We start from the raw sequence: 21,947 nt of genomic DNA on the forward strand, positions 1-21,947 counted from the left end.
TAGAGCGAATACTCTTGGCAGGCGAATAATTTACTTTGTCTGAATGCGCTGAAAATGCTACCTTATCAGAGATATGTTTTGGAACGATAAGAACTGATAACGGGAAAAAATGTGAAATATTTTCTGATTTTATTACTAGCGGTCGCCGTTTTTATTGTGTCGATTACGCTAGGTTCAAGCAATGATCAGGTTATTACATTTAACTACCTGATTGCAAAAGGGGATTTTTCTTTATCTTCCTTACTTGCAACCTTGTTTGGTGTCGGTTTTGTGCTGGGGTGGCTGGTGTGTGCGATGTTCTATTTGCGTACCATTGTTAGCCTTAAGAATGCACGTCGTAAAATTAGACGTTTAGAATCACAATTGGGTGCTGGAGAGAAAACTATTTCTGACTCAACCGAATTAGTGACAGCTCAGAACAAGGAATAATCCTCAATGTTCGAGTTGCTTTTTCTGTTGCTACCTGTTGCCGCTGCATATGGTTGGTACATGGGGCGCAGAAGTGCTCAGCAAGATAAGCAGCAGCATGCAAATCGCTTGTCCCGTGACTACGTGACAGGCGTGAACTTCCTATTATCTAATCAACAGGATAAAGCCGTTGATTTATTCCTCGAAATGCTCAAAACGGAAGATAGCTCCGCCTTTGAGGCTCACCTAACTCTCGGTAACTTATTCCGTTCTCGTGGCGAAGTTGAACGCGCGATTCGAATTCACCAATCGCTGGTGGAAAGTGCAGCACTGTCTTTTGAACAACGTTTATTGGCCACTCAACAGCTTGGTCGTGATTATATGACCGCTGGTGTGTATGACCGCGCTGAAAACATGTTCCAGCAATTAACCGATGAAGTGGACTTTAAACAGAGTGCGCTGCAATCTTTGTTATCGATTTATCAGTTAACCAGTGATTGGGGCAAAGCCATTGAAACGGCAACCAAGCTGGTGAAATTAGGCGCTGAAGAGCTACGGGAACAAATCGCCCACTTCTACTGTGAGTTAGCGACTCAAGAATTGGCGAGTGATGATATCGACGAGGCCTTAAGCCTATTAAATAAAGGCGAGCAAGCGGATAAAAACTGCGCACGCGTTTCGATTATGAAAGGGCGTATTTTTATCGAGCAAGGCAATTATGATAAAGCGATTTCTGCCTTAGTGCAGGTTTATCATCAAGATAGAGAACTGGTTTCTGAAACACTGCCAATGCTGTACGAATGCTATCGACACACTGGGCTGGCGGAAGGCTGGGAAAGCTATTTACGTCAATGTGTTGATGGAAATACAGGTGCCATTGCCGAGCTTTATCTCGCCGATATTATCGTTGAAAAACAGAATCATGAAGCGGCTGCTAGCTATATCAATGACCAAATTCAGCGCCATCCAACCATGCGCTTATTCTACCGTTTGATGGATTACCATCTGGCGGAAGCGGAAGAAGGTCGAGCCAAAGAGAGCTTGATTTTGTTGCGTAAAATGGTGGGTGAGCAAATTCGTACTAAGCCGGATTACCGTTGCCACAAATGTGGTTTTACCTCCCGTTCGCTCTATTGGCACTGTCCATCTTGTCGCTCTTGGGACACCATCAAGCCAATTCGCGGGCTGGATGGTCAGTGACAGCGTCACTTATAATTTCTGACAATACTCAATAAAGGCTATGAAATGATCTCCTCAACTGAGAACCTCGTTCGCGTAAACACTGACTCGCCTATCATTGTGGCTCTAGACTATGAAACTGCGGATGCCGCACTTGCATTTGTGGATAGGATTGACCCGCGCGACTGTCGCTTGAAAGTGGGCAAAGAGATGTTCACATTTAATGGTCCTCAATTTGTTAAGTCACTCCATGACCGTGGTTTTGATGTTTTTTTGGATCTTAAATTCCATGATATTCCGAATACGGTTGCTCGTGCGGTTTCCGCAGCGGCAGAAATGGGCGTTTGGATGGTGAATGTTCACGCTAGCGGCGGCGCACGAATGATGGAAGCGGCACGCCAAGCTCTTGAAAGCTACGGTAAAGACGCTCCTTTATTAACAGCTGTCACCGTATTAACCAGTATGGATGCCTCAGATTTAGCGGGTGTTGGTATTAACTTAACGCCAGCAGAGCATGCTGAGCGTTTAGCGCTGTTAACTAAGCAGTGTGGTCTTGATGGTGTTGTGTGCTCAGCACACGAAGCAAAAGCGCTAAAAGCAGTATGCGGGCAAGAATTCAAGTTAGTCACGCCAGGTATTCGTCCTGTAGGCAGCGAAGTAGGTGACCAGCGTCGTATTATGACCCCACAACAAGCGATTGAAGCAGGTGTCGATTATATGGTAATTGGGCGCCCGATCACCCGTAGTGAAGACCCAGCGCTGACCCTACAACAAATTAACCAATCCATTAAGGATATCGCATGAGTGACGCTAACAGCCGTCTCGTCTATAGCACAGATATAGGACGCATTGAGGAAGAAAAACCGAAAGCCGAGCGTCCAAAAGGCGATGGTATCGTGCGTATTCGCCGTGAAACATCCGGTCGTAAAGGCAAGGGGGTTTGCGTTGTGACGGGCTTAGATCTGGATGATGCGGAATTGATAAAGCTGGCCGCTGAGTTAAAGAAAAAATGCGGTTGCGGCGGTGCAGTAAAAGACGGTGATATCGAAATCCAAGGTGATAAGCGTGACTTGCTGAAACAATTACTGGAAGTCAAAGGCTACCAAGTTAAATTAGCAGGTGGTTAATTAGCAGTATTTAAGAAATAACCATCCTAATAAAAATGGGGGAAATATTCCCCCATTTGTCATTAAAGTGTGTGTTAAATTTACTTCTTCACTTGATGTCCAATAATCCCGCCGATAGCCGCGCCGCCTACTGTGCCCAGTGCGCTTCCATCCGTTAATATTGCGCCTCCAACAGCACCGACAGTCGCTCCAATCGCTGTGTTTTTATTCTGTTTTGACATATTTGAACAAGCACTGAGACCCAGCGCCACCGTTGCGATAATGACAAAAGAGAGGATGCGTTTCATGATGTTTACTCCAACTTATTTTTTATAATGATAATTACGTATCAGCATATAGCCGAATTAAAATATCATGAAAAAAGAATAGGCGGATCGGAATAATCAGAAATAAATGTCAAGAAATGTTAGATGTTTAACATTAAATGCTAACTCATTCATATTGAATGTATTTTGACCATATAAAAAAAAACCATTACTCATAAGTAATGGCTTTTTTGATACGAAATGGAGAATGACTACGCGGCTGGGCGAGCCACGATATTACGGGTTTCCATACGCACTTCGGCGATATTGACATCAATAATATCGTTTAATTGATAGGCTTTTTCGCCTTTGATTAGCACACTGCCAGTCTCTTGGCTGCATTGAATTTCATCACGAACACTGTGAAGGAATGGGGCAGGAATAAAGGCAACGGCGCCATTATCCACTAAACGCACACGCACACCACCGCGAGTAATATCGATAATTTCCGCAGGGAATTTAGTATCAGTGCCTTCAAACGGTTTCAGATAGCGGGAATATAGCCAATCACCCACATCACGCTCAGCCATACGGTTAGCACGGCGGCGTTCTGCCAGCTTAAGAGACAGCTCTTCAGTTGGTTTTTCTGGTGTTGGTGCGCCCGCAATAATCGATTTCAGCAAGCGGTGGTTGACGATATCGGTGTATTTACGAATTGGCGATGTCCATGTGGCATACGCGTCAAAGCCTAGACCAAAGTGAGGACCCGGATCCGCTTTCACCTCCGCAAAGGTTTGGAAGCGACGAATACGGCTGTCTAAGAATTGAGTCGGCTGTGAATCCAAGAGGCGGCGTAATTGACGGAAGCCTTCAAGGGTTAATAGCTCTTCGCCTTTTGCTTCGATGCCATTATCTTTCAAGGTCTGAACCACTTGCTCGATTTGCAGAGGCTCAAAGCCCATATGGACGTTAAACACACCGAAACCTAATTTGTTTTTCAGCACGTTAGCCGCACATAAGTTAGCGGTGATCATCGCTTCTTCAACAATGCGATTTGCGGTACGACGGCTTTCTGAGACGATATCCACCACGTTGCCATTTTCGTCTAAAACAAAACGGTAATCCGGTCTATCTTTGAAGACTAAGGCGTTATCATGGCGCCACTGTAAGCGCTTATCAGCCATCTCTTTTAATAGCAGGATTTGCTGAGTATCAGCGTCAGATTGTGGTTTCCAAGAACCCGTTTCTTCTAACCAATCAGAAACTTCGTCATAAACTAACTTAGTTTTAGATTCAACCCACGCACTGAAGAACTCAATATTGCTATCAATGGCACCGTCTTGCAGGATCTGCGTAACGCAAACTAGAGCAGGGCGACGAGCATTCGGGCGCAGTGAACATAAATCATCAGACAGCTGGCGAGGCAACATTGGAATGTTGAAGCCTGGCAGGTAGTTAGTGAATGAACGGGCTAATGCCAGTTTATCCAGCTCACTGCCTTCTTTGATATAACTGGTTGGGTCGGCAATCGCGATATACAGTTTCAGGTTGCCTTCAGCTGTTTTCTCGATATACAGCGCATCATCCATATCTTCAGTGCTTGCACTGTCGATGGTGACAAAGTGAAGGTCAGTTAAATCAAGACGTTCTAAGCCTTCATCATCACGCTCACTTTCCACCATTGCAGGTTCAGCGCGATCTAATTGGTGACGGCGTAACGTAACCCACCACGGTGCGAAATGGTCATCACCGAAGGTAATATATTCTGTAATTTCTGCGTAGAAACCTTTGTCGCCTTTTAATGGATGGCGACGCATTTCTGCGACAACCCAGTCACCTTGCTTAAATTCATGAGTGATACCATTGATTGGGCGACAGGAGATAGCATCTTTTAGCAGTGGGTGATCAGGAATAACGAACAGGCGATTGTCGTTATCTTTCTTCTGAATTTTACCAACAAAACGGTTAAGGAATGGCTCGATAAGCTCTTCAGGCTCGGCAAATTCACGGTCTTTATCCGTATGAACAGCGGCAGAAATTCTATCCCCGTGCATCACTTTTTTCATTTGCGGCGGTGGAATGAAATAGCTTTTTTGTCCATCGACTTCTAAAAAGCCAAAACCTTTTTCAGTGCTTTTTACCAGACCTTCGACGCGAGGTGTTTTGGCATGCAACGTTTGTTTGAGTTGCGCTAATAATGGGTTGTCTTGAAACATACTTACCGTTTATTTTATGTTGAGTTTGGCTCTATTGTTGCGTAAGACAAAGTCTTAGAGCAAGAAAAAAATGCGAATGACTTTATAACTGTGTGGAAATTCGCATCTTGGGCTAAGTTGATTAATTTTCAGGGTAAATTTTATCTTTAAACTCGCAAAGATCTTCAATGATGCAAGATCCGCAGCGCGGTTTGCGGGCGATACAGGTATAACGACCATGGAGAATAAACCAGTGGTGGCAGTCGACTTTAAATTCAGCAGGAACCACTTTTAATAGTTTTTCCTCGACTTCCACAACATCTTTGCCGGGAGCAAACTTGGTGCGATTACACACGCGGAAGATATGGGTATCAACGGCAATGGTCGGCCAGCCAAAGGCGGTATTGAGCACAACGTTTGCCGTTTTACGCCCAACACCCGGCAAGGCTTCTAATGCCTCGCGGTTTTCAGGGACTTGGCTATGATGCTTTTCAATCAGGATCTGGCAGGTTTTATAGACGCTTTCGGCTTTGGTATTAAATAATCCAATGGTTTTAATATACTCTTTGATGCCATCAACGCCGAGAGCGACCATTTGCTCTGGCGTATTGGCGACTGGATAAAGTTTTGCCGTCGCTTTGTTGACGCTGACATCGGTGGCTTGCGCAGACAGCAGCACCGAAATCAGTAATTCAAAAGGGGAGCTAAATTCTAGCTCCGTTGTCGGATGAGGATTGTTATCGCGCAGGCGAGTGAGAATTTCGATTCGTTTAGTTTTATTCATTGCTCACAAAGCTTCAAATTTAAGAAATATGAGTGCCACAACCTTGTTCTTTTTGGTATTCACGAGCAGGTTGTTGACCTGATTTTAGCGCCGCGCGCTTTTTCATTTTTTCATCAATAAGGTATTTACCGGCTAGCATCAAGGCTAAGCCAATAAACGCGCCCGGTGGCAGCATAGCGAGTAAAAAGGGTGAGTCAAGGTGTAAGACTTCCACACGTAACGATTTTGCCCATGAACCTAGCAGTAGGTCAGCGCCATCGAACAAGGTGCCGTTACCAAGAATTTCACGCATAGCACCTAGTACAAACAGTGCGGCTGTTGCTCCTAATCCCATCGCCAAGCCATCGATGGCAGATAAAGGAACTGTGTTGCGAGATGCATAAGCTTCAGCGCGTCCAATGACGATACAGTTTGTGACAATCAGCGGAATAAAGATCCCCAGAGACTCATACAAACCAAACGCATAGGCGTTGATCAGCATTTGTACGGCGCTCACCACGGAGGCGATAATCATCACATAAATAGGAATACGGATTTCAGCAGGAACCCAGCGACGAAATGCGGATACTGCTACGTTAGTGCAGACGAGAACGAGGGTCGTTGCTAGCCCCAAGCCTAATGCGTTAGTCGCTGTTGATGATACCGCTAATAATGGGCATAACCCCAGTAGTTGTACCAATGCAGAGTTATTCTTCCATAACCCTTGTGCAAATAATTCTTTAGTTTCGCTACTCATTATTCATCCCCACAAATTGGGTAATTCGCTAATTCTTCAGGTACCGTTTGGATAAATGCCGCGGTACGTTTTGTGGCATTGACAACCGCACGAGGCGTGATTGTGGCGCCTGTAAATTGATCAAAATCACCACCATCTTTTTTCACTGCCCAATGAGGGTCTTGCGCAGACTCTAACTTTTTGCCCGTAAAATGGGTGATCCAATCAGAAATGCGGGTTTCAATTTTATCCCCAAGCCCTGGTGTTTCATGGTGTTCTGTGACGCGTACACCCAAAACATTGCCTTTAAAATCTGCACCAACTAACAGATGAATTGCGCCGGAATATCCATCGGGAGCCGTGCTTTCTAAAGCCGCAGCAACAGGCTGACCATCCTTACGGGCAATATACAGATGTCGAGGAAGTTTATTTCCCAGTATAGTTTCATTGGTGACCAGATAGCACTCTTTGGCGAGCTCATTGTCATATAAGGATTCAGGCACCACTTGGTCGAGTAATTTCTTCTGCACGATAGCGGCTTGTTCTGCAATGATATCTTTCGTTAGCGTATATACAGCGGCGCTCAGTGCAGTTGTACCTGCCGCGAACAGAGCCAAGATTGTGCCATGACGGCGCATTGTATTTAACATGCTGGCTCCTTACTTATGTCCATACGCACGAGGCTGCGTATAGTGGTCGATTAATGGTACGGTGATATTGGCAAGCAAGACAGCAAAGGCCACGGCATCAGGATAGCCGCCATAAACGCGGATCACCCACACTAAGAAGCCGATTAACACACCAAAAATAATTCGTCCTTTTGGCGTTGTCGATGCGGTGACTGGGTCGGTTGCAATAAAGAATGCCCCCAACATTGTCGCACCGGACAGCAATTGGATTAATGGCGGAGAATAGCGGCTATCGTCAATTAACCAGCTAATCACAGCGAGTAGGGCTAAGGTACCAATAAATGCCACGGGAATGTGCCAGCTAATAATGCGGCGGCTTAACATAATTAATCCGCCTGCCAGATAGGCAAGGTTCACCCACTGCCAACCGATACCGGCTAAAGAGCCTTGCAGGATTGGTTGCTGTAGTACATCGGAAATGGAATGGGTGAGTAAGCCCGTTTTAAAGCTATCTAACGGAGTCGCTTGGCTCATACCATCAATACCGGTACGTAATTGATCCAGTGTTATTCCCGTCGAGGTATGCCCGCTAAAGATCACCATCAAGCTATCAAAACCAGAAATATGTAGCTGTTGCAATTCTTGAGGAGGCAACCAGTTCGTCATTTGCACTGGGAATGAAATCAGCAACACCACATAACCGACCATAGCAGGGTTAAATGGATTCTGTCCCAAGCCACCGTAGCATTGCTTAGCAATAATAATGGCAAATACAGTGCCTAACACAATCAGCCACCAAGGTGATAGTGGCGGTAAGCTCACACCCAGTAATAACGCGGTAACAATCGCGGAATTATCTTTCAAAACAGGCAGCACAGGTTGCTGGCGTAAGCGGATGGAGATGGCTTCTGTTACTGCGGCAGTGACCATCGCAATGGCGATTTGGTATAAGGTTCCAACACCAAAAAAATAGGTTTGCACTGCAATGCCGGGGATAGCGGCAAGCAGAACCCAAAACATGACTTGACTGGTACTTTGGTTATCATGAGTAAATGGGGCGCTAGCAATTTTTAAACGGCGTGCTTTGCTATCAAGCGGTCTAAATTTCATCTGTTTATCACTTACTCTGTGGTGGTTTGTTCGTTTGATTGTTGTTCTGTAGGTCGCTGTTCAGCGGCTTTTTTTGCCTTAACTCGGGCAATCGCAGCGGCGACGGCAGCTTTGCGCGGGTCGACTTCCTCAGTGGCTTCAGCAGGCGCTTCAACAACAGGCTCTGAAGTTTGTTGCGCAGCCGCTTTTTTCGCTTTCGCTCGAGCAATTGCAGCAGCGACGGCAGCTTTGCGTGGGTCATCACCCTCAGCGCCATCTGCAATAACTAAGTTATCAGATTGAGTTTGGTCCGCGACTTTTTGTGCTTGCTTCGCACGAGCTTGGGCTTTACGCGCTTCTCTTGCTGCAATAACGGCACTATTATCCGGCAATTCGCCCGAAATAATTTTTATTGGTTCAGAGGTTGAGGCTTTCTTCGCTTTAACACGAGCCAGCGCCGCATTAACCGCGTCTTTATCCGCGGTATCCACTTGAACAGCTGCTTTTTTATGGCGCTCTTCACGGGCCAGTTTTTCACGTTCCATTCGCTGTTGTTTGGCTTCAAAGCGCAGTTTTGCTTCCGCGGAACGACGTTCCTCTTGGTCTATCTCGCGAATTTCAGCTTTTTCTTGGCGATAATATTGCACCAACGGAATATTACTTGGGCAAACATAAGCGCAAGCGCCACACTCAATGCAGTCAAACAGATTATGCTTTTGCGCTTTTTCGTGTTCGTTGCCTTTACTGAACCAATATAATTGCTGGGGCAGTAATCCCGCAGGGCAGGCATCAACACATAAACCGCAACGAATGCAGGCTTCTTCGACTGGCTTTTCACCCATTTCTTCTTGGGTAGGAACCAATAAACAGTTACAGATTTTCACCACTGGCACATTCAGATCCGGCAGCGTAAAGCCCATTAATGGGCCGCCCATAATCACCATTTGCTCACTTTCAGGTTCAAAACCAGATTGTTGAAGCAGGTGCTTAACTGGGGTGCCTAAACGCGCCCAGAAGTTACCAGGCTGTTTAATCGCTTCGCCCGTCACTGTTACGACACGTTCAATCAGTGGTTGTCCATCAATCACTGCGCGTTTAATGGCAACAGCGGTACCGACGTTTTGCATTAGCACGCCGATTTGAGATGAACGAGCGCCAGAAGGGACTTCCTTTCCGGTTAAGATTTTTGTGAGCTGTTTCGCGCCACCTGATGGATATTTAGTTGGGATCACGCGTACAAAAATCTGTGTATCTATAGGCGTCAGTGCACGTTTTAATGCCTTGATAGCTTCAGGTTTATTATCCTCAATACCAATCAGCACTTGGTCTGGATTGAGCAAATGTTGTAAAACGCGGCAACCTTCGATGACCTCTTGGGCGTGTTCCTGCATTAATCGGTCATCTGCGGTGATGTACGGCTCGCACTCAGCAGCATTGATAATCAATGTTTTAATGGCATCTTTCCCGCCCGCTAGCTTGGATGCTGTCGGGAAGCCTGCACCACCAAGACCGGCGATACCCGCTTGTTCAATCTTATTGAGTAAATCGGCACGTGAAAGTTGTTGGAAATTAGGCTCGGGTTGCAAAGGTGCCCAAGTATCTAAACCATCCGATTTAATTTTGACACACAGCTCTTTTAACCCTGAAGGGTGCGCAGTCACCATGGGTTCAATGGCAACAATGGTTCCTGATGTTGAGGCGTGAACCGGTACGGTACGACCGGAACCTTTGGTGAGCGGCTGCCCTTTAAGGACGGTGTCACCAACCTTAACAATCAGTTCACCCTCAGGTCCTAAATGCTGTTGTAGCGGAATAATCAATTCGTCAGGGACGGAAGCCACTCGCATAGGCGTTTGGCTGGATTGCAGTTTCATCTCTGGCGGGTGAATGCCACCATCGAAGTCCCAAACATTATCTTTTTTCAACCACTTAAATAAATTAAGCATGGGAACCCTCTTTAACTGAAGAAAGAGGTACATCCGTAATGTTTTTAACAGGAATGGTGTTTAAATCCCATTTCCAGTTAGCGGTTGTGGTTTTAACCGGTACCATTTCAATACAATCCGTAGGGCAAGGGGCTACACACAGGTCACAGCCTGTACACAAATCTTCAATCACGGTATGCATAGCGCGAGTGGCGCCCACAATGGCATCCACAGGGCAAGCTTGAATACATTTGGTGCAACCAATACAGTTTTCTTCATCGATGACCGCCACTTTACGAACGGGATTTTGTGCCTCTTCATCGCCATCAATCGGCTGAGGATCTACGTTCATCAATTCGGCTATTTTGAGCATCACTTGCTCGCCGCCAGGGGCACATTTGTTAATCATCTCACCGTTATTGGCAACGGCTTCTGCGTAGGGACGGCACCCCGGATAACTGCATTGACCACACTGACTTTGCGGTAAAATCGCATCCAGTTTTTCAACAATCGGGTCTTCTTCAACTTTAAAACGTAATGAGGCATAGCCTAAGATCAGACCAAAGATCAGCCCGAAAACGGCTAATATGCCAATCGCAATCCACAAAGACATCATTAGAATTTCACCAAACCACTAAAGCCCATAAATGCGAGGGACATTAACCCTGCTGTGATCAGGCCAATTGACGAACCTTTAAAAGGCGCTGGGACATTTGCGACAGCCAAACGCTCGCGAATAGCCGCGAAAAGTACCATCACAAAAGAGAATCCGACGGCGGCGCTAAAGCCATAGACCGCAGATTGCAAGAAATTATGGGATTGGTTGATATTTAATAAGGCCACCCCAAGAACCGCGCAGTTAGTGGTGATCAGCGGTAAAAAGATCCCCAATAAGCGGTATAACGTTGGGCTGGTTTTTCTCACAACCATTTCGGTAAATTGCACAACGACAGCAATCACAAGGATAAAGCTCAGTGTGCGCAGATAGACTAAATCCAGCGGGATTAAGATCAACGTATCGATTAGCCACGAAGAAATAGAGGCGAGAGTCATCACGAACGTTGTCGCAAACCCCATCCCAATGGCAGTTTCTAGTTTTTTTGATACACCCATAAATGGGCATAATCCCAAGAATTTAACGAGGACAAAGTTGTTGACTAACACTGTCCCAATAAAAAGTAGAAGATAGTCGGTCATGTCATAGCCTGAAGAGAGAAAAAAGCCCAAAAACTGACCGCAGTCAGTTTAACGGAGGCTATGATATCAAAGCTATTTTTGTGATGCTTATCGATCTTGTGTGAAAGTCATTTTCACGCGTTTAGAAACTTTCATATACGGGACGAAAAAAGCAGCCCCTAAGAGTGGCCATGCAAGGATTTGCAAGGCTGTCTGGTCATCAATCGGGGAAAAGGCGAAGGTTTTTAGCCCGATTAACATTAATGCTAATAACCAGATAGTAAAACGACGGGGGAATTGGCGAGAACGTTTAAACATCAATTGCGCTACATGCACGCTAAACAGTGACATAGCGAGGCTGATAGCGAATGATAAATACCACTGAGGAGTAATGAAACTACTCCAGCTTTCAACGGTAGTCACTATCTCATAAAACTTAATGCAGTACATCACAGTCATGCTGCAAGCAGCAAATAATGTCAGCAGTAAATAGCTAGCGGGGACTAATAGCCAGCCAGTAATGCGGTCTGCGTTATAAACAGAAGTCATAAATAAGGGATCCGTTATCACTAAATAGTACAGATAAATAATAATCCTATCATAGATTTATTTGCTAATTGATTCATTCTGATGGTACTTTTTTAAAATAGCAAAATATGCCACTAATGTGAGGTCAACATGTCCAAGCCAATTAAAGTTGGGATTGTCGGGTACGGTTATGCCAGCAAAACTTTCCATGCCCCATTTTTAGCCATGTTAGAGGAGTTTGAACTAACCACAATCTCCAGTAGCGATGCGAGCAAAGTTCATGCCGACCATCCTAATGTTAAGGTGGTGGGGACACCCGAAGAGCTGTTCGCGGATGCTGAAATTGAACTGGTGGTGATCCCAACCCCGAATGACACTCACTACCCATTAGCCTGTAAAGCGCTAGCGGCGGGTAAGCATGTGGTGGTTGATAAACCATTTACGCTCGACGTTAAAGAAGCCGAAGATTTACAACAACGCGCTGAAAAAGCAGGTAAATTGTTGTCGGTATATCATAATCGTCGCTGGGATTCTGGTTATCGTACCGTGAAAAAAATCCTGCAAGATGGCTGTTTAGGTGAGATTAAATATTATGAATCTCATTTTGACCGTTTTCGTCCCGTGGTTAGGCAACGCTGGCGTGAGGCCAATATTCCCGGAGCAGGGATTTGGTACGATTTAGGACCACACGTTATTGACCAAGTTCTACAATATTTTGGCAAGCCAAAAGCGATTACGGTGGATCTTGGTATTATTCGTCCAGGTGCGGAAGCGGTGGATTATTTCCATGCAATGCTGGATTACGCAGATAAAAAAGTGGTTCTACACTCAACGACGCTTGCCGCTGCACCAATGCCAATCTATACCATTCATGGGATGAAGGGCAGCTACGTGAAATATGGTCTGGATACTCAAGAAGATGCGTTAAAAAGCGGCGCGATTCCGCAAGGAGAGCATTGGGGGGAAGATCCGAATCATGGAGTTGTGACCCTGTCACAAGGTGATGAAATGGTGACGAAGCCGTGGAACAATGAAAAAGGCAACTATGGCGGCTATTATGAAGCTATTCATGACGCTATCCGTCTCGGTAAGCCAAATCCAGTAACGCCAAGTGAAGCCATCGAGATTATGAAACTGATTGAAGCCGGTATTCAATCAGCGAAAGAAAAACGTACCATCGAAAATATTTTCTAAGGTTCAACGTTGAAGATAAAGCCAGAGTGAAACCTGGCTTTAGACGATTTTCAGACCTAATTGGTTTGAAAATCGCTATTTTTGGTTGCAATAATCAACGAGGAAAATCAATTCATTGATTTTCGCCTGATAACACAAAGAGGGAAAAACCACGCTTTTATCCCTCTTTGTTAGCAACATATTGCCAGAGTGAAACCTGGCTTTTTATTTGTGGAAAATCGAATGAATTTATTAGCAAAACTTAAAATAGACTCTTTTCTGTTGATCATGATTGGCGTAGTTGTTATCGCCAGTATTTTTCCTTGTGAAGGGGAAGTCAAAACCGTTTTTCAGCACTTAACTACAGCGGCAATTGCGCTACTGTTCTTTATGCATGGAGCTAAGTTATCCAGAGAATCTATTGTTGCAGGGATGGGGCACTGGCGGCTTCATTTACTGGTATTTGCTAGCACTTTTATTCTCTTTCCCATTATTGGTATTGCGTTACGTTTCATGGTGCCTCATTGGATGTCACCGACGGTGTATATGGGATTCCTTTATTTATGCGCATTGCCGGCAACCGTGCAGTCAGCAATTGCATTTACCTCGGTAGCAGGGGGTAACGTTGCTGCCGCGATTTGTAGCGCTTCGGCATCCAGTATTTTAGGGGTTTTCCTTTCACCTGTTTTGGTGGGAGTACTAATGGATACCGACGGCAGCCAAGCCATGGATACGCTAAATGCAATTGGCTCAATTATGCTGCAATTAATGGTGCCGTTTATTGTCGGACATTTGTGCCGTCCGTTAATTGCTAACTGGATTAATCGCCATAAACGATTGGTGAATACCACCGACCGATCATCAATTCTTCTGGTGGTTTACGTGGCGTTCAGTGAAGCGGTAGTGGAGGGGATCTGGCAAACTATCGATGCTTATTCATTGTTTATCATTACATTAGTTTCTTGCGTTGTGTTAGTCGTGGTGATGGTGATTAACGTGCTGTCAGCGCGCCTTCTTGGATTTAGCAAAGAAGATGAAATTACCATCCTGTTCTGTGGCTCGAAAAAGAGTTTAGCGAACGGGGTGCCGATGGCGAACGTCTTATTCCCAGCGGCAACAGTGGGGATTATTTTGCTGCCATTAATGATTTTCCATCAAATTCAATTAATGGTGTGTGCGGTGATAGCCCAGAAATATGCCAAACGATTAGAAAAACAGTAATTAACACGATGAGGCAGCGATGGCTGCCTTTATTAATATGCTAATTTAGTTACAACATACCAATAGGTTTAATACTATAAAATAAATTAGCAGCAGAGATTATTTGAAACATTGAAAGGTTAAATAGGGCAGTAAGGGGATCTGCCCTAGGATTGGTTATAGGCGGTTATAACGGGGATTATCGGCTGGCTGCTTTACGCATTAACGCAGCTTTTTCGCTGTCAGAAAGGAATGCCATGGTTAAACCATTACGTTGAGCCTGTTCAATTTCAGCCTGTGTTAGGCCCGCTTGCGGTGCAGCCACATTATATTCGTAAGGTAGCTCGATACCTTGAACAGCAGGGTCATCGGTATTAATGGATGCTAATACACCGTGAGATAAAAACGTTTTCAATGGGTGCTGAGCCAGTGAAGGGACGGTGCTGGTTTGAATATTTGAAGTTAAACAGCTTTCAATACCAATGTTATTCTTGGCTAAAAACTCAATCAGTTCAGGGTCTTCAATGGCTTTTACACCATGACCAATACGCTGAGCGCCTAAATGCTTGATCGCATGCCAAATACTGGCTGCACCCGCGGCTTCTCCTGCATGAACAGTGATATTGAGCCCTGTATTACGCGCTTTGGTAAAATGTTCTTCAAATAGGGCGCCAGGGAATCCTAACTCATCACCCGCTAAATCGAGAGCGCACAGTTTATCTCTATGAGCAAGAAGACCGTCTAATTCTATGGCACAGGCTTGCTGTCCAAATGTACGGCTTAGAATGCCAATCAGGTTAACTTGAATATTATATTGGCGACAACCCGCAGCAATGCCATCAATAACTGCGCCCACAACACCTTCAACAGGAAGTTGGTGTTTCATGGCCATATAGTAAGGGGAGAAACGCAACTCTGCATAGTCGATGCCTGCGTTGAACGCATCTTCCACGTTTTCATATGCGACGCGCTTACAAGCATCTAAATCTGCGAGGACAGCAACACCCCAATCCAATTTAGTCAGAAAGCCCACTAAATCGGCTTCTTGTCCCATAATTTGAACGTGAGGGCGTAATGCTTCAATTTCATCGGCGGGAAGCTGAATATGATGTTGTTGTGCAAGGGAAAGGATGGTTTCTGGGCGAATATTGCCATCAAGGTGGCGGTGTAAATCCGTGAGTGGGAGTTGTTTGTTTATCACAATAAATGATCCTTATAGATATATTACCTCCATTTTGTCTGTAATTGAGTAAAAATCAATGAAAAAGAGGGTGATAAAAAGAAAAACGCCAGTCTGTGTGACTGGCGTTTACTTGATTTATCTTAAGGGAAAATTATCTTAAGAATCAATTACTGTGCAGCTGGCGCTTCTGCTGGTTGTTCTGCTTCAATTGCAGGTTCTGCAACTTCTGCACCATCAGCTGGTTGAGCTTCTTCTTCGTAACCCATTTCATCTTCTGCGCCCGGCATCATTTTCATCTTAGTTAAGAATTCAGCTAAGGTATATTTGTCATCGTTGAAGGTCAGGTCGTTACCAGAGAATTTAACAGTCATGGTTAAATCGTTTTCGCTGTCGATCATCCAAGGGTGTTTTTTCTCTTTCGCTTTTTCTGCACGTTGTTCATCAGTCATGAACATTTCTTCGAACGGGTTAGAGAACATATCCGCAGTCAGCATTTGTTGAACGCCTGCGAACTCTTCAGAAACTTGTTCTTGAACCGCTTTCTTGTCTTCTGCTGATACTGCTACGCCACCATCTAAGATCATCGCTTGAGTCATTGACTCAATGATCATTGGCTTGTTCAGTTTCATGCTGAAGTCGAAAGAAGTGATCAGTTGTTTGAACGCTTCATCCACTTTGTTTTGCATTGCTAACGCAGTGATTTCGTCTTGATTCCACTTGTTGAATGTGATGCTCAGGTCGATAGAACTTTGACCAGCGTCGTTTTTCCAGTAGAACGGGCTCACAGTGAATACAGGCTTGCTTTTCATCAGCTCAGGCAGAGTCGTGGTCATCATCTGCATTGCGATTTTTTCGCTAACTTCACCTGGGTTGCCTGTTGCTAAGCCATCAGCCAGTGCTTGGTTGTATTGCTCAACAAATTTGCCTAATGCTTTCGCATCTAATTTCTCGATAGCAACCGTCAGCTCACCAGAACCTAAGTTTTGCTCTAACGCTTTTACATCGCTGATTTTGTAAGAGATGTTACCTTTAACATCATCACCGTTGATAGAAGTATCACTTGAAACGTCTAAGTTTTTGAACGAGAACTTAGTTTCAGGGATACTAACATCAGTATCTGCGATCACGAAAGATTGAGTACCAGTATAGAAGCCGTGTTGAGATTTCGTTACGTTAGAAACCAGTTTCAGGCCTTTCATGGTGATAGAGCCTTCTTCCTTGGTGCTGCTAATGACTAAGCTATCAGTCACTAAAGATGCATCAACGGTGCTTAAGTCAGAACCCGTTGCGATATCAAATTTAGCGCCACTGAAAGAGAATTTACCGTCATCTTTAGTGTACTCAAGTGGGATCAACTCAATGTTAGAATCCACGTTTTTGCTGTAGCCGATAACTGCAGAACCATGCATGAATGGCTTGCCTTTAGTCGCTTCAAACAGCTCTTTAGTCACTTTGGTGTTCGCTAATTCAACATTCACTGCGCCCAATTTTGGCATCAGGTTGAATTTAGCGACTTGAGATAATGGCAGTGGACCGTGTGAGATATCCGCTTTAAAGACGATGTTTTCGTCAGCAGAAGTGGTTGAAGTAATGACGATGTCAGCTTGAGAAGAGAACACACCACGTTTGTAGTTCTCTAATTTAAAGACAACATCAGCACTTGGATCGTTAGCGGTGATAAACGCATTGGAATTCGTAATCACTTTATTCAGTTCAGCTTCGACTTTTGAACCTGTGTACCATGATGCGCCAGTCCATACTGCGCCCAGAGCAACGATAACACCTACCGCAACTAATGACTTTTTCATTATCAACATCCATCCTTTCAGTACGTACAAAACGTACTTATGTAAAAATAATATAAGTTTTATTACCCGTTTGGCTGTGTGTACCAACGGCTAAATACAGAATACGACCTAAAAATTAAATACTCGGGCTAATTGACCATTTCCTTTAATAGAAATGTTATCCTCATAAGCAGGTAAGAAAACAGATTCACCAGAATTTATGTTTATTTCTTGATTACCTGATCGCAATACTAACTTACCTTCAATACAAAACAAAATTGAAGCAACATGGTTAGTTATGGATAACCCAGAGCAGTCAATAGAATATATATTAAATGAAAAATCTTCTACTGGGATCTTATATTTCCAGACATTTCCAGATTTTTCGGGAATGTTGAACAAATCTTCAGCTTTAATTGATTTAAAATCAATATTATCAACCAGTTCTTTAACATCGATATGTTTACTGGTCAATCCAGCCCGTAAAACGTTATCTGAATTAGCCATCACTTCTAACCCGACACCTTCTAAATAGGCGTGAGGGGTTCTAGCGGCTAAGAACATGGCGTCACCTGGTTGTAATTCAACGATATTTAGCATTAAAGGTGTAAATAAACCATTATCGTCTGGATATAAGTTCACCATTTGTTTAATTGAATTCCAAGGCTCACCTTGTTTACTATTTAATGCGGCTTTTAATACCCCTATAGCAAGATCTTTTTGTTCGCCTGTCAAATTAAGAATCTGTGCAAATAATTTTTTAAGTCGTTCTTCACTTGGCGTTTGAACGAAAAGTTGAATTTCAGGGTGTGCGGCTGCAATAAAGCTAAATAATTCGACAATCTCATCTATAGGACGAAATGCATTCATTGCTTTAAAAGGCGTTAATGCATAAATCAGCTCTGGTTTATGATTATCATCTTTATAATTACGTATAGGAGAATCTAAAGGGATCCCTTGCGCATTTTCTTTAGCAAATCCTATTTCTGCATCATGTTTATTTGGATGAACCTGAACGGATAGAGGCTGAGCTGCACACAACACTTTAAATAAATAAGGTAATCGACCAAAGCGCTCGGCAATATGCTTGCTCAGTATTTTCTCTGGGTTTTCTTTAATGAAGTCATTTAACGAGATTTTCTGATGCGTTAAGGGGGATATGACCTTAGAACTGGCTTTGGGGTGAGCGCCCATCCAAAGTTCAGCCATAGGTAAATTATCCGGATTAGGATAACCATACAATTCATTGAGGGCAGTTTTACTTCCCCAATCATAGTGTTGGATTTGGTTTATCATTTTTAGCATATCAAAACTCTCTTTTTGCAAAAATCAACTAATTTCCTTTTTACTACAGCACAATAAGCTCGACCAAGTCTCATAAATGAAATTCAATTTGTGGCATTATACTGCTCGGTTATTTGCTTACCTGCAAGCAGATGATTCTAAAATTAATTATTCTGAATATGTACCTAAGGAGCTAGTAATGGCAGCCACTCGCATTGAAAAAGACTCAATGGGACCAATTGAAGTACCTGCTGACCACTTGTGGGGCGCGCAAACGCAGCGTTCTTTAGAACATTTCCGTATCTCTGTAGAGAAAATGCCTGTTGCTCTGATCCACGCATTAGCTGTCACTAAAAAAGCGGCTGCAAGCGTGAACATGGATTTAGGTTTACTGCCAAAAAATCGCGGTGATGCGATTATCGCTGCGGCAGACGAAGTCCTTGCTGGCAAGCATCCAACAGAATTCCCTCTCGCTATCTGGCAAACTGGTTCTGGTACTCAAAGTAACATGAACATGAATGAGGTTCTTGCTAACCGTGGTAGCGAAATCCTCGGCGGACAGCGCGGTAACGACCGTCTGATCCACCCAAATGACGATGTTAACAAGAGCCAAAGCTCTAACGACGTCTTCCCAACAGCAATGCACGTGGCGGCCGTTGTCGCGATGCGTGAACATTTGCTGCCAGAACTGAAAGTTCTGCATAAAACCCTCGATGCGAAAGCAAAAGAATTCAAAGACATTGTTAAGATCGGTCGTACGCATTTACAAGATGCAACGCCATTAACATTGGGTCAGGAAATTTCAGGTTGGGCGGCGATGTTAGCTCACAATGAAAAACACATTGAAAATGCAGTGCCGCATGTTTGCGAGCTTGCATTAGGTGGTACTGCGGTCGGTACAGGGTTAAACACTCACCCTGAATATGCGGTTCGTGTTGCGAAGAAAATTGCTGAATTAACGGGCCAACCGTTTGTGACCTCACCGAACAAATTTGAAGCATTAGCAACCTGTGATGCATTAGTCCACGCACACGGAGCATTAAAAGGCTTAGCAGCTTCTTTAATGAAGATTGCTAACGATGTTAGATGGTTAGCATCAGGTCCTCGTTGTGGTATCGGCGAAATCTCGATCCCTGAAAACGAACCAGGCAGCTCAATCATGCCAGGCAAAGTGAACCCAACTCAGTGTGAAGCATTAACCATGCTATGCGCTCAAGTGATGGGTAACGATGTTGCAGTTAACATTGGTGGGGCTTCAGGTAACTTTGAATTGAACGTATTCCGTCCAATGGTTATCGATAATTTCTTACAGTCTATCCGCTTATTAGCAGATGGTATGCGTAGCTTCAACGAACACTGTGCGGAAGGTATCGAACCAAACCGTGAGCGTATCGAGAAATTACTGCACGAATCTCTGATGCTGGTAACTGCGTTAAATACCCATATCGGTTATGACAAAGCAGCTGAAATTGCGAAAAAAGCGCATAAAGAAGGCTTGACGCTGAAAGAGTCTGCACTGAAATTGAACTACTTAACTGAAGCTCAATTTGATGAGTGGGTTCGTCCAGAAGATATGGTTGGTAGCATGAAATCGTAATTATCTTTATCTAAGATAACGTTTTTAGCCCCTGTACTAGAAATAGGCAGGGGCTTTTTTCATCGCTCTATATACAGATTTAGGCGCGGTATCAGTAATTCAACAGGTTTGGCTTTTGGGCGATTACGCAGTGCGATGCTGTCTTGATGATAATCCGCCAGCTCACCCAGTTTTATGTCACCCAACGTTTTATCGACAGCAAAAACCAATATCGGCGTCGCACATGGATATTGCGTCTGTTTCTGAGTTTCTTTGTCCCAAACTCGGGCTATAGGTTGAACTTTTACCGGACGCTGTGTTTTTAGAATGCAATCATGGGGAAGGGAGCGAATTAACTGGATCTCAGTTTCTAACTGCAACTGCCAATGTTCGCGCTGTAAATGAGCCGGTGTTCTTCCGCTTTCTAAACTGGCTTGTAAACGGTTGAGCATCTCTTCTTGAGTCACTTTGTTAATCACTTTCTTATTTGCCCACCCAAAACGAATAGTGTCGGGGTCGACAACAGAGGTGAGGGTTCGATAGGTATTCAGCGTAAGTAGCCCATGCAAGCTTTCTCTTATAAATTCAAACCGATGAGCTTCATCAATATTGGTCACTATTTGCTTTATATCTATTTTTAACTGGTTGATATCGGAGATTAACTGCTGAAATTGTTTATATTCTGCATAAGAGGGCGCTAAACAAATCGCTCCAGGTAAACGTATTGCCGTTTTATTGCTAACCAATTCTGATTTTTTATGAATAAACAAAAGCTTAAATAATTCTATTGTTTGGGCTATTGCATCGTTTCCCGTATGTTTATCCACAAAGATAGAATTGACTTCATTGTTTTCTTCCCCTTTAAGGGTTTCAGGTAAACTAAATACGGCCGCATTGACGTCTTTTTGCGCCTGAAGCAATTGGCATAGCAGATTAATATTCGACTCTAATAGATTGAATGAGCTAATTAACTGTTGTTTGGACATTTGAGGTATACAACCTTATATTTAGTTACAACATTCTTTATGTTTGTAAAACAAAACTAGCATTAACATCTCAGTTTATCAACAGGCTTAATCAGGAAGTTAAGGGATAGCGAGGTAGGGTATTATACTATCCCATCATGGTTTTTTCTTGCTGTTATTGCTTATAATCTATTTCTATATCAATGGCTTGATAGAATGCATTGGCCGTATCATTTATGGTCCAAACCCCCAAAACAATATGGTAGCCTTGGTAATCTTGGGGGAGCCTGCAATTGTGTTGCACTAAACTCGCTGGCGTCTCTATTTTTTCGTACTTGCAAAATGGCGTTAATTCAAATTGCGCTCGGGTTAATGGTTCACTTGGGTTCCAATCTTTCCGTGTAATAAAATATTCCCATTTCGTTGTTTTGTGGATCGCCGTTAATCGCCAGAAAAAATCAAAATCAGGCGTTTCTATTAACATACGAGTCCAACGAGAAGGATGCTGAACATCGATAGGCGAGAATGCGGGCACACCTGCACTGGCAATTTTACCGTCAGCCGGCCCTTTTTGAGGAAAACCTTTCAACCCTTCAACAGACTGAGGTTCATACTGGATAGCGCCACAGTTTTTATTGGTTTGTAATTTACACAGGTAAGCTCGGCTTGCGGGATACTCGATATAGCCATGAGGCAGGGCAAAGTAGCTATAGCAGAGTAATAAAGGAAATAATAATAATTTTTTCATTGAAGATCCTCATCATTGATTAATTTATATA

Annotated in this window: 22 protein-coding genes; 7 read left to right on the forward strand and 15 right to left on the reverse strand. The window is 43.9% G+C overall.

The window, feature by feature from the left end:
* Positions 1–111 precede the first annotated feature (111 nt).
* The 4 genes from JK188_RS02885 to yciH are packed head-to-tail and all read left to right on the forward strand — an operon-like array spanning position 112 to position 2,714.
* Complete coding sequence (locus tag JK188_RS02885) at positions 112–429, forward strand: LapA family protein (protein WP_211885673.1); 318 nt, start codon at positions 112–114, stop codon at positions 427–429.
* A 6-nt stretch (positions 430–435) separates the two neighbouring features.
* The gene (gene lapB / locus JK188_RS02890) at positions 436–1,608 is read left to right on the forward strand and encodes a lipopolysaccharide assembly protein LapB (RefSeq protein ID WP_211885672.1); all 1,173 of its coding nucleotides are present in this window, start codon (positions 436–438) and stop codon (positions 1,606–1,608) included.
* 45 nt (positions 1,609–1,653) lie between these two features.
* Positions 1,654–2,391 (forward strand): orotidine-5'-phosphate decarboxylase, encoded by a 738-nt coding sequence (pyrF, locus tag JK188_RS02895; RefSeq protein WP_132495989.1) that lies wholly within the window; start codon positions 1,654–1,656, stop codon positions 2,389–2,391.
* A complete protein-coding gene (gene yciH / locus JK188_RS02900; protein ID WP_211885671.1) occupies positions 2,388–2,714 on the forward strand; it encodes a stress response translation initiation inhibitor YciH in 327 nt (108 codons plus the stop codon). The genes pyrF and yciH overlap by 4 nt, the downstream gene beginning before the upstream one ends.
* Before the next feature lie 80 nt (positions 2,715–2,794).
* On the opposite strand, the gene osmB is transcribed toward yciH, so the two are convergent.
* The 10 genes from osmB to JK188_RS02950 form a co-directional block, all read right to left on the reverse strand.
* Positions 2,795–3,001, reverse strand: a complete 207-nt coding sequence (gene osmB, locus JK188_RS02905; RefSeq protein WP_006659769.1) for an osmotically-inducible lipoprotein OsmB — start codon at positions 2,999–3,001, stop codon at positions 2,795–2,797.
* A 230-nt stretch (positions 3,002–3,231) separates the two neighbouring features.
* The gene (locus JK188_RS02910) at positions 3,232–5,175 is read right to left on the reverse strand and encodes an exoribonuclease II (protein WP_187129136.1); all 1,944 of its coding nucleotides are present in this window, start codon (positions 5,173–5,175) and stop codon (positions 3,232–3,234) included.
* A gap of 121 nt (positions 5,176–5,296) precedes the next feature.
* On the reverse strand, positions 5,297–5,938 hold the full coding sequence (nth, locus tag JK188_RS02915) for an endonuclease III (protein ID WP_036956562.1): 642 nt from the start codon (positions 5,936–5,938) through the stop codon (positions 5,297–5,299).
* A gap of 19 nt (positions 5,939–5,957) precedes the next feature.
* Positions 5,958–6,674 (reverse strand): electron transport complex subunit E, encoded by a 717-nt coding sequence (locus JK188_RS02920; RefSeq protein ID WP_211885669.1) that lies wholly within the window; start codon positions 6,672–6,674, stop codon positions 5,958–5,960.
* Positions 6,674–7,303 carry an electron transport complex subunit RsxG gene (gene rsxG, locus JK188_RS02925; protein WP_211885668.1) on the reverse strand — a complete coding sequence of 210 codons (630 nt, stop codon included), beginning with the start codon at positions 7,301–7,303 and terminating at the stop codon, positions 6,674–6,676. Before rsxG ends, JK188_RS02920 begins: the two co-directional genes overlap by 1 nt.
* Before the next feature lie 9 nt (positions 7,304–7,312).
* Positions 7,313–8,392 carry an electron transport complex subunit RsxD gene (rsxD, locus tag JK188_RS02930; protein ID WP_211885667.1) on the reverse strand — a complete coding sequence of 360 codons (1,080 nt, stop codon included), beginning with the start codon at positions 8,390–8,392 and terminating at the stop codon, positions 7,313–7,315.
* Between the two features lie 11 nt (positions 8,393–8,403).
* Positions 8,404–10,317 (reverse strand): electron transport complex subunit RsxC, encoded by a 1,914-nt coding sequence (gene rsxC / locus JK188_RS02935; RefSeq protein WP_211888625.1) that lies wholly within the window; start codon positions 10,315–10,317, stop codon positions 8,404–8,406.
* Entirely contained in the window at positions 10,310–10,912 is a 603-nt protein-coding gene (gene rsxB / locus JK188_RS02940; protein ID WP_036952312.1) for an electron transport complex subunit RsxB, read from the reverse strand. The genes rsxC and rsxB overlap by 8 nt, the downstream gene beginning before the upstream one ends.
* A complete protein-coding gene (gene rsxA, locus JK188_RS02945) occupies positions 10,912–11,493 on the reverse strand; it encodes an electron transport complex subunit RsxA (protein ID WP_036952315.1) in 582 nt (193 codons plus the stop codon). Before rsxA ends, rsxB begins: the two co-directional genes overlap by 1 nt.
* 87 nt (positions 11,494–11,580) lie before the next feature.
* Entirely contained in the window at positions 11,581–12,021 is a 441-nt protein-coding gene (locus JK188_RS02950; protein WP_211885655.1) for a DUF2569 domain-containing protein, read from the reverse strand.
* 129 nt (positions 12,022–12,150) lie between these two features.
* On the opposite strand from JK188_RS02950, the gene JK188_RS02955 reads away from it, so the two are divergent.
* A complete protein-coding gene (locus JK188_RS02955) occupies positions 12,151–13,194 on the forward strand; it encodes an oxidoreductase (protein WP_211885653.1) in 1,044 nt (347 codons plus the stop codon).
* A gap of 222 nt (positions 13,195–13,416) precedes the next feature.
* Positions 13,417–14,394, forward strand: coding sequence for a bile acid:sodium symporter family protein (locus tag JK188_RS02960; RefSeq protein WP_211885651.1), 978 nt, complete (start codon positions 13,417–13,419; stop codon positions 14,392–14,394).
* Between the two features lie 178 nt (positions 14,395–14,572).
* On the opposite strand, the gene add is transcribed toward JK188_RS02960, so the two are convergent.
* The 3 genes from add to manA all read right to left on the reverse strand — a co-directional run bounded on the left by add (position 14,573) and on the right by manA (position 18,648).
* Complete coding sequence (add, locus tag JK188_RS02965; RefSeq protein WP_211885650.1) at positions 14,573–15,574, reverse strand: adenosine deaminase; 1,002 nt, start codon at positions 15,572–15,574, stop codon at positions 14,573–14,575.
* 149 nt (positions 15,575–15,723) lie between these two features.
* Positions 15,724–17,364 carry a YdgA family protein gene (locus JK188_RS02970; RefSeq protein ID WP_211885649.1) on the reverse strand — a complete coding sequence of 547 codons (1,641 nt, stop codon included), beginning with the start codon at positions 17,362–17,364 and terminating at the stop codon, positions 15,724–15,726.
* A 108-nt stretch (positions 17,365–17,472) separates the two neighbouring features.
* Positions 17,473–18,648 carry a mannose-6-phosphate isomerase gene (manA, locus tag JK188_RS02975; RefSeq protein ID WP_211886416.1) on the reverse strand — a complete coding sequence of 392 codons (1,176 nt, stop codon included), beginning with the start codon at positions 18,646–18,648 and terminating at the stop codon, positions 17,473–17,475.
* 178 nt (positions 18,649–18,826) lie between these two features.
* On the opposite strand from manA, the gene fumC reads away from it, so the two are divergent.
* A complete protein-coding gene (gene fumC / locus JK188_RS02980; RefSeq protein ID WP_211885648.1) occupies positions 18,827–20,224 on the forward strand; it encodes a class II fumarate hydratase in 1,398 nt (465 codons plus the stop codon).
* 59 nt (positions 20,225–20,283) lie between these two features.
* Here the strand turns inward: fumC and tus are convergent, their stop codons facing one another.
* Positions 20,284–21,189, reverse strand: coding sequence for a DNA replication terminus site-binding protein (tus, locus tag JK188_RS02985; RefSeq protein WP_211885647.1), 906 nt, complete (start codon positions 21,187–21,189; stop codon positions 20,284–20,286).
* A 154-nt stretch (positions 21,190–21,343) separates the two neighbouring features.
* The gene (locus tag JK188_RS02990; RefSeq protein WP_211885646.1) at positions 21,344–21,916 is read right to left on the reverse strand and encodes a lytic polysaccharide monooxygenase; all 573 of its coding nucleotides are present in this window, start codon (positions 21,914–21,916) and stop codon (positions 21,344–21,346) included.
* Positions 21,917–21,947: the final 31 nt, after the last annotated feature.

The sequence above is a fragment of the Providencia sp. JGM181 genome, assembly GCF_018257375.1.
GTDB classification, from domain to species: domain Bacteria; phylum Pseudomonadota; class Gammaproteobacteria; order Enterobacterales; family Enterobacteriaceae; genus Providencia; species Providencia lanzhouensis.

Coding starts and splice junctions, on each gene's coding strand:
- lapB (WP_211885672.1), top strand. CDS start 436: ATGTTCGAGTTGCTTTTTCTGTTGCTACCTGTTGCCGCTGCATATGGT.
- pyrF (WP_132495989.1), top strand. CDS start 1,654: ATGATCTCCTCAACTGAGAACCTCGTTCGCGTAAACACTGACTCGCCT.
- yciH (WP_211885671.1), top strand. CDS start 2,388: ATGAGTGACGCTAACAGCCGTCTCGTCTATAGCACAGATATAGGACGC.
- osmB (WP_006659769.1), bottom strand. CDS start 3,001: ATGAAACGCATCCTCTCTTTTGTCATTATCGCAACGGTGGCGCTGGGT.
- JK188_RS02910 (WP_187129136.1), bottom strand. CDS start 5,175: ATGTTTCAAGACAACCCATTATTAGCGCAACTCAAACAAACGTTGCAT.
- nth (WP_036956562.1), bottom strand. CDS start 5,938: ATGAATAAAACTAAACGAATCGAAATTCTCACTCGCCTGCGCGATAAC.
- JK188_RS02920 (WP_211885669.1), bottom strand. CDS start 6,674: ATGAGTAGCGAAACTAAAGAATTATTTGCACAAGGGTTATGGAAGAAT.
- rsxG (WP_211885668.1), bottom strand. CDS start 7,303: ATGTTAAATACAATGCGCCGTCATGGCACAATCTTGGCTCTGTTCGCG.
- rsxD (WP_211885667.1), bottom strand. CDS start 8,392: ATGAAATTTAGACCGCTTGATAGCAAAGCACGCCGTTTAAAAATTGCT.
- rsxC (WP_211888625.1), bottom strand. CDS start 10,317: ATGCTTAATTTATTTAAGTGGTTGAAAAAAGATAATGTTTGGGACTTC.
- rsxB (WP_036952312.1), bottom strand. CDS start 10,912: ATGATGTCTTTGTGGATTGCGATTGGCATATTAGCCGTTTTCGGGCTG.
- rsxA (WP_036952315.1), bottom strand. CDS start 11,493: ATGACCGACTATCTTCTACTTTTTATTGGGACAGTGTTAGTCAACAAC.
- JK188_RS02950 (WP_211885655.1), bottom strand. CDS start 12,021: ATGACTTCTGTTTATAACGCAGACCGCATTACTGGCTGGCTATTAGTC.
- JK188_RS02955 (WP_211885653.1), top strand. CDS start 12,151: ATGTCCAAGCCAATTAAAGTTGGGATTGTCGGGTACGGTTATGCCAGC.
- JK188_RS02960 (WP_211885651.1), top strand. CDS start 13,417: ATGAATTTATTAGCAAAACTTAAAATAGACTCTTTTCTGTTGATCATG.
- JK188_RS02970 (WP_211885649.1), bottom strand. CDS start 17,364: ATGAAAAAGTCATTAGTTGCGGTAGGTGTTATCGTTGCTCTGGGCGCA.
- manA (WP_211886416.1), bottom strand. CDS start 18,648: ATGCTAAAAATGATAAACCAAATCCAACACTATGATTGGGGAAGTAAA.
- fumC (WP_211885648.1), top strand. CDS start 18,827: ATGGCAGCCACTCGCATTGAAAAAGACTCAATGGGACCAATTGAAGTA.
- tus (WP_211885647.1), bottom strand. CDS start 21,189: ATGTCCAAACAACAGTTAATTAGCTCATTCAATCTATTAGAGTCGAAT.
- JK188_RS02990 (WP_211885646.1), bottom strand. CDS start 21,916: ATGAAAAAATTATTATTATTTCCTTTATTACTCTGCTATAGCTACTTT.